Source organism: Dorea sp. AM13-35 (assembly GCF_003473885.1).
Taxonomy (GTDB): domain Bacteria; phylum Bacillota; class Clostridia; order Lachnospirales; family Lachnospiraceae; genus Dorea_D; species Dorea_D hominis.
Genome location: NZ_QUCZ01000006.1, coordinates 194,022 through 203,700 on the forward strand (window position 1 = coordinate 194,022; position 9,679 = coordinate 203,700).

The following is a 9,679-nucleotide window of genomic DNA, read 5'->3' on the forward strand; positions in this document are numbered from 1 at the left end:
GCGCGATAGAAGAAATGAAGGATTTATGTGGCAGAGAAATCAATTATATGCGTATTTCAATTACCGACCGGTGTAATTTGCGCTGTCAATATTGTATGCCGGACGGAATAGAGCTCTGCCCTATGAAAGACATTCTGACTTATGAAGAGATTGTAAGTGTATGTCAGGAAGCAGTTTCACTTGGCATTTATAAATTCAAAATTACCGGTGGTGAACCGCTTGTGCGAAGAGGCTGTGCAGATCTGATCCGGATGATTTATGAGATTCCAGGTACAGAGGAAGTCACACTTACAACAAATGGTGTGCTGCTTGAAAAATATTTACCGGAACTTTGGAATGCCGGTCTTCGGAGTGTCAACATCAGTCTGGACACATTAGATCAGAAAGTTTATACAGAGATTACCGGATTTCCAATGTTGGATCAGGTGCTGCAGTCGCTGAAAGCTGCAATGAAGATGGGAATGCATGTGAAGACCAACACGATTTTACAAAGAGGGCGAAATGAATCTTCATGGAAGGAATTACTGATTCTGGCAAAAGATATTCCTGTCGATGTTCGGTTTCTGGAACTCATGCCAATCGGAGAAGGAAAAGAAGGAGAAACGATTTCCAATACAACGCTGTTTCAGAAAATAAAAGAAATCTATCCGGATATAAAACCGGATGAAAGAAAGCACGGAAATGGACCGGCAATCTATTATAAAATTCCTGGGTTTGAAGGAAGTATAGGATTTATCAGTGCAATACATGGTGTGTTCTGTGATTCCTGTAACCGATTGCGCATGACATCTACAGGTGAATTAAAACCATGTCTCTGTTATGATGAAACGATATCTGTGCGTGATGTAGCAAGATGCGGTGATTCGGAAAAAATCAGAGAAAATATAAAGCATGCAATACAAATAAAACCGAAAAAACATTGTTTTTCAGAGATTGAAAAAGTGTCGGAAAAGAAAAAAATGGCACAGATCGGAGGGTAAATCTATGGGAAAAATTGTCGGAATCTGTACCAGTGAAAAAAGAGGTACAGTCAAAAAAGAACAAAAAGAAGTGAATTTAATAGAAGGTTGGGGACTGCAAGAAGATGCCCACGGTGGTAACTGGCACAGGCAGGTCAGCCTTCTTTCTTATGAAAAAATACAGAAATTTAGAGAAAAAGGTGCGGATGTAGCACTGGGAGCATTTGGCGAAAACTTGATTATTGAAGGATATGATTTTCGGGATCTTCCTGTCGGAACCAGATTTCGAATCGGAGATGCGATTCTGGAAATGACGCAGATTGGGAAGAATTGCCACAGCCACTGCGAGATCTATAAACGGATGGGTGACTGCATCATGCCGAGAGAAGGTGTATTTGCTGAAGTAGTAAAAGGCGGACACATAAAAGTCGGAGATGAAGTAGAGAAGTTACCGCTGGATGAAAATCGTCCATTTACTGCAGCAGTCATTACGTTGAGCGATAAAGGCTCACGGGGAGAAAGAGAAGATAAGAGCGGTCCGGAGGCGGTAAGCCTTGCTGAAGAGGCTGGATATATCGTAAAAGAAAGCCTGCTTCTGCCGGATGAAAAAGAAGCATTAAAAAAAGAACTGAAAAGACTTGCCGATCAAAGGCAGATCAATGTTGTATTTACAACCGGCGGCACCGGATTCTCAGAAAGAGATGTAACGCCGGAGGCAACCATCGAGGTCTGCAATCGAATGGCAAATGGAATTGCAGAAGCAATTCGTAATTATTCTATGACGATTACACCGAGGGCAATGTTCAGCAGGGGAGTATCGGGAATCAGGGGGAAAACTCTGATCATTAATTTGCCGGGAAGCCCCAAAGCAGTAAAGGAAGCACTGAGATTTCTGCTGCCACACCTGGAACATGGACTTGAAGTACTCCGTGGGACAAGCCGCGAATGTGCGCGGGTATAGCATAATAAGTTCGGCAAAGCTCGTATTATTTATTACCTATGGGTGTAAACTTTCAAAGATTAGATTATAAATTTATAAGAAGAGATTTTTCTTAATTATCAACATCTAATCAAAAGGAGAAGACAAATGAAAAAAAGAATTTTAGCAGCAGTGCTGGCGGCTGTTATGGTATTTTCTTTAGCAGGCTGTGCGGGAAACAAAAACGAGAGCAAGGATTCAAAAAAGGAATCCGGGAAAAAGACAGAGATCCAGGTATTTATTGCGGCAAGTCTGAATACAGTCATGACAGAACTTGCAAAAGAATATCAGAAAGATCACCCGGATGTAAAAATCACTTATAATGCTGACAGTTCAGGAACACTTCTGACACAGATTGAAGAAGGGTATGAGTGTGATTTATTCTTCTCAGCAGCACAGAAACAGATGGATCAGCTTGAAGAGGACGGACTGGTTGTAGACGGTACAAGAAAAAATGTAGTAAACAATCAGGTCATTGTTGTAACAAGAAAAGACAGCAAAACAAAAGTAAAAGGTCTGGAAACATTAAAAGACGCTAAAAGTATTGCATTAGCAGGCGGCAGTGTTCCGGTTGGTAAATATACAAGAGCGGCACTGATATCTATTGGTAAGCTGAAAAAAGTGGAAGATCCGGCAACGATTACAACAGAAGAAGTTTCCAAAGCGCTTGGCGGTGTGGAAATCAGTGAACAGGATAATGTCAGTAAAGTCCTTTCCGCAGTAGAAGAAGGATCCTGCGAAGTCGGAACCACTTACTATTCAGATACATATGGATACGAAAAAAATCTGGATATCCTGGAAAAAGTAAGCTATGATCTGACAGGGGATGTTATTTATCCAATCGCAGAAGTGAAAAATGATGAAGCTGACAAAGCACAGAAAGCGGCAGCAGAAGACTTCTTAAAATTTGTAACATCGGATCAGTCAAAGAAAGTATTTGATTCTTATTACTTTGACACAAATGTAAAATAAACATGAAATAGATAGAAAACAGATACAGGCTATGCGGGAAGCATAGTCTGTTTTAGAAATAACGGACATAACAAATGATTATAAAACACAGGAGGAATGAAAAAATGGCAGAAATTATACGAAATCTGGACTGGAGTCCACTTTATATTTCCATGAAAACAGGTATAGCAGCTACGATTTTCTCCTTTTTTCTTGGCATCTATGCGGCGAGAAAAGTGGTAAAGGCAGGACCTAAGATGAAAGCCATTCTGGATGGTTTTCTGACACTGCCGATGGTACTTCCCCCGACAGTAGCAGGATTTTTCCTTTTGTTGATTTTCAGCAGAAGACGACCTTTTGGAATTTTTTTGTTTGAACAGTTCCACATTAAAGTCGTGCAGACATGGCTTGGCTGTATTATAGCAGCAACAGTTATTGCATTTCCTCTTATGTACCGGAATGCAAGAGCGGCGTTTGAACAGATTGATGTTAACCTGATTCATGCCGGACGCACACTTGGAATGAGTGAGATTACTATTTTCTGGAAAGTAGTAGTTCCGGCAGCAGGTCCGGGAATTCTGTCAGGAACAATCCTTACATTTGCCAGGGCTCTGGGAGAATATGGCGCAACATCCATGCTGGCAGGTAACATTCCGGGAAAAACAGGAACGATTTCACAGAGGATTGCCATGGTTATCCAGGATGGAGACTATGCGACGGCAGGTGTCTGGGTTGCAATCGTAATTTTTATTGCATTTCTGATTATTGTGTTGATGAATCTGGTTTCAAACCGGGGAATGCGTCAGGTGAAACGCTGGTAATAATACCTATTTTTCTATAACAGAAGTGGCACGGAAAAAAAAGATGTGTTACAATGAAATATAACGAAAATTTGGAGGTGCGTGTAAATGGCAGTAAAAGTAGAAGTAAAACTGGATGTCCCATCGGTGACAGACTTTACGATACATCATATTTGTTCCGGTAAGATCGGAATATTCCGGAATGTCCTTGGAGTACTGAACGTAGCACTGGCAGTGGCATTTCTTGTAAAACAGCAGATCGCACTGGCAGTTGTATTTGCGTTGTTTGCAGCGTTTGTTCTGGGCGGATTGAAGATGATCATCCGCAACCGTGTAACAAAACAGATGGAACATTCCAATCGTCTGAGTGTGCCGGTGACTTATGAATTTTCAGAGAAAGGAATCCTTACAACAACAGAATCAGACAGCGGAATGGCATCGTGGGATGCATTTAAGCGTGCAGTGACAACGAAGAAAATATTGATCTTATACAGTAATTCCGGGCAGGCAATTATTCTTCCATTAAACCAGATTGAAGCGGAATACAAAGAAATCGCAGACTTGATTTATGAAAATATGCCGGCACCGGCGGTTCGTGTGCAAAGATAACAGAGAGGACAATATCCATGATAATAGAGACAAACAGTGAGAAAGAAACCTATGCGTTCGGTTTAGAACTTGGTAAGAAAGCACATGCCGGACAGGTATATACGCTGGTCGGTGATCTTGGCGTTGGCAAGACTGTTTTTACAAAAGGTCTGGCAAGAGGTCTGGATATACTGGAGCCGGTAAGCAGTCCGACATTTACAATTGTACAGGTATATGAGGAAGGGCGTTTGCCGTTCTATCATTTTGATGTGTACCGGATTGGAGATGTCGAAGAGATGGATGAGATTGGCTATGAAGATTATATATATGGTGACGGGGTGAGCCTGATCGAGTGGGCAAACCTGATCGAAGAGATCTTACCGGAACATTATACAGAGATTAAGATAGAAAAAGATCTGGAAAAAGGATTTGATTATCGGAGGATTAGTATATGCGAATATTAGCACTGGACAGCTCCGGCCTTGTAGCAGGAGTTGCGGTTCTGGAATCAGAAAATGAAAAGAAAGATGCGCAGACGATTGCCGAATATACTGTGAATTATAAGAAGACACATTCTCAGACTCTGCTTCCAATGCTGGATGAGATTGTGAAAATGACAGAATTAGACCTGGATACGATCGATGCAATTGCAATCGCGAGCGGACCTGGCTCATTTACCGGACTTCGTATCGGTTCAGCAACTGCAAAAGGACTGGGACTTGCACTTAAGAAGCCGTTGGTAGAAGTGCCGACACTGGAAGGACTGGCATACAATCTCTGCGGTACAGAAGGACTGATCTGTCCAATCATGGATGCGAGAAGAGGGCAGGTCTATACAGGTATTTATGCATGTGCAGATAATGAACTTAAAGTTATGGAAGAACAGATGGCAGTTCCGATAGAAGAACTGGCAGAAAAATTAAAAAAATACAATCAGAAAGTAACATTTTTGGGAGATGGTGTACCGGCTTTCAGAGAACAGCTGAAAAATGAGCTGCTTGCAGATATGAAGATTCAGTTTGCGCCTGCTCACCTGAACCGACAGCGCGCGGCAGCAGTAGGTGCACTTGGCATGAATTATTATAGAGAAGGCAGAACAGTCACAGCAATGGAACACCGCCCGGATTACCTGCGTGTATCACAGGCAGAACGAGAACGTGCAGAACGCGAGAAAAAGGAAAAATCCGGTCAGTAGATTTTGATTGATGAGGTTTCGCAGATGAAACAGCAAATAGAAGTTCGGATTTTTGATCCGCAGGATGTATTAGAAGCAACAAATCACTCAGTATCAGAGATACTGGCAATTGAAAAATGTACATTTCCGGATCCGTGGAGCTCAGGCAGTATAGAAGAGACACTGAAGGCACCGGGATATCGAAATACAGGGGCATGGATAGAAGGAAAACTGGCAGGATATTTATTTTGCTCTTATGTGCTGGATGAGACGGAGATTGTCAAAATCGCAGTTGCACCAAAGTATCAGAGGCGGGGAATCGCTACAGCACTTATGAATGAATTTACAGAGTGGTGTAAAGCGTCGGGAATCCACAGATGGATGCTGGATGTACGTGCCGGAAATGACTGCGCGGCAGCACTTTATCGGTCTTTTGGGTTTACAGAGGACGGAGTGCGTAAAAATTACTATACAGATCCGGTGGAAGATGCGGTTCTGATGAGCCGGCAGATACCATAATTGTCAGCAGTTTCCACTAGGAATCTGCAAAATGAAAGAATATAATGTAGGCGTAACAAAGAGAAAAAATGTGACCGACACATGCAGGAGGAACGTATGCGCCATTACAGAACACAAAAAATAGAGATAAAAAAATTAGATGAGATTATTTGCAACTGTTGCGGAAAGAAAATTTCGGTAATAAACGAAGTTCCACAGGAAGATATCGTGGAAGTGGAGAAGCACTGGGGGTATTTGTCGAAGAAAGACGGACAGAAAGACGCGTTTGATCTTTGTGAGGACTGCTATGACAGGATCGTATCTGGATTTTCAATACCTGTAACGTGCGACAGTTAAGAAAAAGAGAAGAAACAGAGGTAAAGTAAAAATATGTTAGATGTATGTTTGTTAGGAACAGGAGGAATGATGCCGTTGCCGTACCGGTGGCTTACGTCACTAATGGTGAGATATAATGGCAGCAGCCTGCTGATCGACTGCGGAGAAGGAACGCAAATTGCAATTAAAGAAAAAGGCTGGAGTTTCAAACCGATTGATGTGATCTGTTTTACACATTATCATGGAGATCATATCAGTGGATTACCGGGACTTCTCCTTACAATGGGAAATGCAGACCGGACGGAACCATTGACATTGGTTGGCCCAAAAGGGCTGGAACGGGTTGTCAATGCGCTGCGTGTGATCGCGCCGGAGCTTCCGTTTTCTATCAAATATATAGAAATTAAAGATCAGGAGCAGACACTTGAGATGAATGGATACCGACTGAAGGCATTCCGTGTAAATCACAATGTAACATGCTATGGCTATACGATGGAAATAGATCGTGCCGGCAAATTTGATGTGGAACGCGCCAATGCAAATGCAATTCCAAAGCAGTTCTGGGGAATCCTGCAAAAAGGTGAGACTGTAGAAGATGGAGAGCATGTATATACTCCGGATATGGTATTAGGACCGGCAAGAAAAGGTCTGAAACTGACATATTGTACCGATACAAGACCGGTAGATGCTATCCGCAAGAATGCCATGCATTCGGATCTGTTTATCTGCGAAGGTATGTATGGTGAAAAAGATAAGCAGAAAAAAGCAAAAGAATATAAGCATATGACATTTTATGAGGCGGCAAAGCTGGCAAAAGATGCAGAAGTAGCAGAAATGTGGCTGACGCATTACAGCCCATCACTCAGTAAGCCGGAAGAATATATGGATGAAGTGAGAGAGATTTTCCCGAATGCGATTGCAGCAAAAGACAGGCGTTCGGTGGAACTTGTATTTTCGGATTAGAATGTGAATAACAAACAGAGAAAAGAAAGGTAAAACAATGAGTGAAGAAAAAGATATATTAATACTGGCAATTGAAAGTTCCTGTGATGAGACAGCAGCAGCGGTTGTGAAAAATGGCAGGGAAGTGCTGTCCAATGTGATTTCTTCGCAGATTGCACTTCATACCTTATATGGAGGTGTTGTTCCGGAAATCGCATCCAGAAAACATATTGAGAAGATTAATCAGGTAATAGAAGAAGCATTAAAAGAAGCTGAAGTAACACTGGAAGATATAGATGCAATCGGAGTAACCTACGGTCCCGGATTGGTTGGGGCGCTTCTTGTCGGTGTTGCCGAAGCGAAGGCAATCGCATATGCTGCGAAGAAACCACTGGTCGGAGTGCATCATATTGAAGGACATATTGCAGCAAATTTTATTGAACACAAAGATCTGGAACCGCCGTTTTTCTCCCTTGTTGTGTCCGGAGGACATACCCATCTGGTACGCGTAAAAGATTACGGCAAATTTGACATTATCGGACGTACAAGAGACGATGCGGCAGGAGAGGCTTTTGACAAAGTAGCCAGAGCGATCGGGCTCGGTTATCCGGGAGGACCAAAGATTGACAAGGTATCAAAAGAAGGAAATCCAGAGGCAATTGCATTTCCACGTGCACATGTAGAAGATTCACCATATGATTTCAGCTTTAGTGGAGTGAAATCTGCTGTGTTGAATTATATTAATGGCTGTCAGATGAAGGGAATCGAATACAATCAGGCGGATATTGCAGCATCTTTCCAGAAAGCTGTTACAGATGTACTTGTCGCAAATGCCATGCATGCGGTAGGAGAATATCATGTGGATAAATTTGCAATTGCAGGAGGCGTGGCATCAAACAGTGCACTGCGTGCTGCAATGAAGAAAGCATGTGAAGAAAAAGGTGTACAGTTCTACTATCCGTCGCCAATCTACTGTACGGATAATGCAGCAATGATCGGTGTGGCTGCATATTATGAATATATAAATGGAACAAGGCACGGTTGGGATCTGAATGCAGTCCCGAACTTGAAGTTAGGTGAAAGATAATGGGAATCAGACAGAAGAAACACTGTACGGCAATCGTTCTGTCGGCAGGACGTGGAAAACGTATGCATGCTTCTGTAGAGAAGCAGTATATAGAACTTTATAAAAGACCGGTCATCTATTATACACTGGAGATTTTTCAGTCATCATCTATTATAGATGATATTGTTCTTGTAGTAGGAAAGGGACAGGAAGAAGAAGTTTACGAAAAAATTGTACGAAAATATCATTTTTCAAAAGTAAAGGCGGTTGTAGAAGGCGGCGCAGAGCGTTATGCATCCGTCTGGAATGGTCTGCAGGCAATTGCAGATGGAAGAATCGGCGAAGAGAGCAAGACCGGCTATGTATTTATTCATGATGGAGCAAGACCGTTTGTGACAGAAAATATCTTAAGAAGAGGGTATGATACAGTGTGCAAATGTCGTGCTTGTGTAGCTGGTATGCCAAGCAAAGATACCATTAAAATCGTAGACGATAAGACATATTCGACAGCAACACCGGAACGTAAATATGTCTGGGCAGTCCAGACACCACAGATATTTGAAACAGAATTGATTACAGATGCATATTCTAAACTTATGGAGAAACGCGCTGTACAGGTGACGGATGATGCAATGGTTTTGGAACAGATGCTTAAGATGCCGGTAAAGTTATTTGAAGGTTCCTATGAAAATATAAAAATAACGACACCGGAAGATCTGGACATTGCAAAAATGTTTCTGCTGGAACGTCGCAGACAGGGATGAGATCTGAATTAAAGAGGCTTTGCAGGCGGTGTTTAACTACGGGAAAGTACAGGGATACAAAAAAATAAAAAAATATGAAAAAAGATATTGACGAAGCGGCATGAAGTGTGCTAGAATACAACATGTCGCTGATACAGAAGCGATAAACAAGTGAATATATGGAGAGGTATCGAAGTGGTCATAACGAGGCGGTCTTGAAAACCGTTTGTCCGAGAGGGCGCGTGGGTTCGAATCCCACCCTCTCCGCTTTAAAACTACTAGTCTATGCGACGGTAGTTTTTTATATGTCTTGTGATATGTAAAGCTGTAGATCAGTATTTTGGAGAAATACCCAAGAGGCTGAAGGGGCTCCCCTGGAAAGGGAGTAGGTCGTTAATAGCGGCGCGAGGGTTCAAATCCCTCTTTCTCCGTTTGCTCGAAGTTCTAATGCGGAAGCGATTGAGAATGAGAGCGGATGCATCTGTTAAAAGGATGTAAAAAAGATTTAAAAAAAACGAAAAAAGTTCTTGACAAAATGTACTAAGAAATGCTATTATGAACAAGCTGATTCGTACATGAGCAGCAAGAAAAGATAAGAACCTTGATAATTAAACAATAGACAACAACCCTGAAAATTCTTAAG

The 9,679-nt window shown here is 42.0% G+C and carries 12 protein-coding genes and 2 tRNA genes; all 14 read left to right on the top strand.

The features are described from left to right. Positions 1-14 precede the first annotated feature (14 nt). The 14 genes from moaA to DW152_RS08700 all read left to right on the top strand — a co-directional run bounded on the left by moaA (position 15) and on the right by DW152_RS08700 (position 9,467). Positions 15-980 carry a GTP 3',8-cyclase MoaA gene (moaA, locus tag DW152_RS08635; protein WP_118288425.1) on the top strand — a complete coding sequence of 322 codons (966 nt, stop codon included), beginning with the start codon at positions 15-17 and terminating at the stop codon, positions 978-980. Positions 981-984: 4 nt separating this feature from the next. Further along, complete coding sequence (locus DW152_RS08640) at positions 985-1,920, top strand: MOSC domain-containing protein (protein WP_118288426.1); 936 nt, start codon at positions 985-987, stop codon at positions 1,918-1,920. Positions 1,921-2,046: 126 nt separating this feature from the next. Further along, positions 2,047-2,910, top strand: coding sequence for a molybdate ABC transporter substrate-binding protein (modA, locus tag DW152_RS08645; RefSeq protein WP_118288427.1), 864 nt, complete (start codon positions 2,047-2,049; stop codon positions 2,908-2,910). Positions 2,911-3,014: 104 nt separating this feature from the next. After that, on the top strand, positions 3,015-3,710 hold the full coding sequence (gene modB / locus DW152_RS08650) for a molybdate ABC transporter permease subunit (RefSeq protein WP_021859732.1): 696 nt from the start codon (positions 3,015-3,017) through the stop codon (positions 3,708-3,710). Between the two features lie 87 nt (positions 3,711-3,797). Further along, positions 3,798-4,298, top strand: coding sequence for a YcxB family protein (locus tag DW152_RS08655; RefSeq protein ID WP_118288428.1), 501 nt, complete (start codon positions 3,798-3,800; stop codon positions 4,296-4,298). Positions 4,299-4,315: 17 nt separating this feature from the next. Beyond that, positions 4,316-4,741, top strand: coding sequence for a tRNA (adenosine(37)-N6)-threonylcarbamoyltransferase complex ATPase subunit type 1 TsaE (tsaE, locus tag DW152_RS08660; RefSeq protein ID WP_021859734.1), 426 nt, complete (start codon positions 4,316-4,318; stop codon positions 4,739-4,741). Then, a complete protein-coding gene (gene tsaB / locus DW152_RS08665; protein ID WP_117537863.1) occupies positions 4,729-5,472 on the top strand; it encodes a tRNA (adenosine(37)-N6)-threonylcarbamoyltransferase complex dimerization subunit type 1 TsaB in 744 nt (247 codons plus the stop codon). Before tsaE ends, tsaB begins: the two co-directional genes overlap by 13 nt. 24 nt (positions 5,473-5,496) lie before the next feature. Then, positions 5,497-5,970 carry a ribosomal protein S18-alanine N-acetyltransferase gene (gene rimI / locus DW152_RS08670; protein ID WP_118288429.1) on the top strand — a complete coding sequence of 158 codons (474 nt, stop codon included), beginning with the start codon at positions 5,497-5,499 and terminating at the stop codon, positions 5,968-5,970. Between the two features lie 96 nt (positions 5,971-6,066). Next, positions 6,067-6,306: a hypothetical protein gene (locus DW152_RS08675; RefSeq protein WP_117537865.1), complete on the top strand. Its 240-nt coding sequence runs from the start codon at positions 6,067-6,069 to the stop codon at positions 6,304-6,306. A gap of 33 nt (positions 6,307-6,339) precedes the next feature. Next, positions 6,340-7,248, top strand: coding sequence for a ribonuclease Z (locus DW152_RS08680; RefSeq protein ID WP_118288430.1), 909 nt, complete (start codon positions 6,340-6,342; stop codon positions 7,246-7,248). A gap of 37 nt (positions 7,249-7,285) precedes the next feature. After that, on the top strand, positions 7,286-8,314 hold the full coding sequence (tsaD, locus tag DW152_RS08685; protein ID WP_117537867.1) for a tRNA (adenosine(37)-N6)-threonylcarbamoyltransferase complex transferase subunit TsaD: 1,029 nt from the start codon (positions 7,286-7,288) through the stop codon (positions 8,312-8,314). Next, positions 8,314-9,057 carry a 2-C-methyl-D-erythritol 4-phosphate cytidylyltransferase gene (gene ispD / locus DW152_RS08690; RefSeq protein ID WP_118288431.1) on the top strand — a complete coding sequence of 248 codons (744 nt, stop codon included), beginning with the start codon at positions 8,314-8,316 and terminating at the stop codon, positions 9,055-9,057. Before tsaD ends, ispD begins: the two co-directional genes overlap by 1 nt. Positions 9,058-9,217: 160 nt before the next feature. Further along, a tRNA-Ser gene (locus tag DW152_RS08695) sits at positions 9,218-9,303 on the top strand. Positions 9,304-9,378: 75 nt separating this feature from the next. Beyond that, positions 9,379-9,467: transfer RNA gene (locus DW152_RS08700), tRNA-Ser, on the top strand. The last annotated feature ends 212 nt before the right edge of the window (positions 9,468-9,679 follow it).

Bases quoted from the DNA above. Each gene is read 5' to 3' on its own strand.
- DW152_RS08655 (WP_118288428.1), top strand. From the start codon at position 3,798: ATGGCAGTAAAAGTAGAAGTAAAACTGGATGTCCCATCGGTGACAGAC.
- ispD (WP_118288431.1), top strand. From the start codon at position 8,314: ATGGGAATCAGACAGAAGAAACACTGTACGGCAATCGTTCTGTCGGCA.
- modB (WP_021859732.1), top strand. From the start codon at position 3,015: ATGGCAGAAATTATACGAAATCTGGACTGGAGTCCACTTTATATTTCC.
- tsaE (WP_021859734.1), top strand. From the start codon at position 4,316: ATGATAATAGAGACAAACAGTGAGAAAGAAACCTATGCGTTCGGTTTA.
- moaA (WP_118288425.1), top strand. From the start codon at position 15: ATGAAGGATTTATGTGGCAGAGAAATCAATTATATGCGTATTTCAATT.
- modA (WP_118288427.1), top strand. From the start codon at position 2,047: ATGAAAAAAAGAATTTTAGCAGCAGTGCTGGCGGCTGTTATGGTATTT.
- tsaB (WP_117537863.1), top strand. From the start codon at position 4,729: ATGCGAATATTAGCACTGGACAGCTCCGGCCTTGTAGCAGGAGTTGCG.
- DW152_RS08640 (WP_118288426.1), top strand. From the start codon at position 985: ATGGGAAAAATTGTCGGAATCTGTACCAGTGAAAAAAGAGGTACAGTC.
- tsaD (WP_117537867.1), top strand. From the start codon at position 7,286: ATGAGTGAAGAAAAAGATATATTAATACTGGCAATTGAAAGTTCCTGT.
- DW152_RS08680 (WP_118288430.1), top strand. From the start codon at position 6,340: ATGTTAGATGTATGTTTGTTAGGAACAGGAGGAATGATGCCGTTGCCG.
- rimI (WP_118288429.1), top strand. From the start codon at position 5,497: ATGAAACAGCAAATAGAAGTTCGGATTTTTGATCCGCAGGATGTATTA.
- DW152_RS08675 (WP_117537865.1), top strand. From the start codon at position 6,067: ATGCGCCATTACAGAACACAAAAAATAGAGATAAAAAAATTAGATGAG.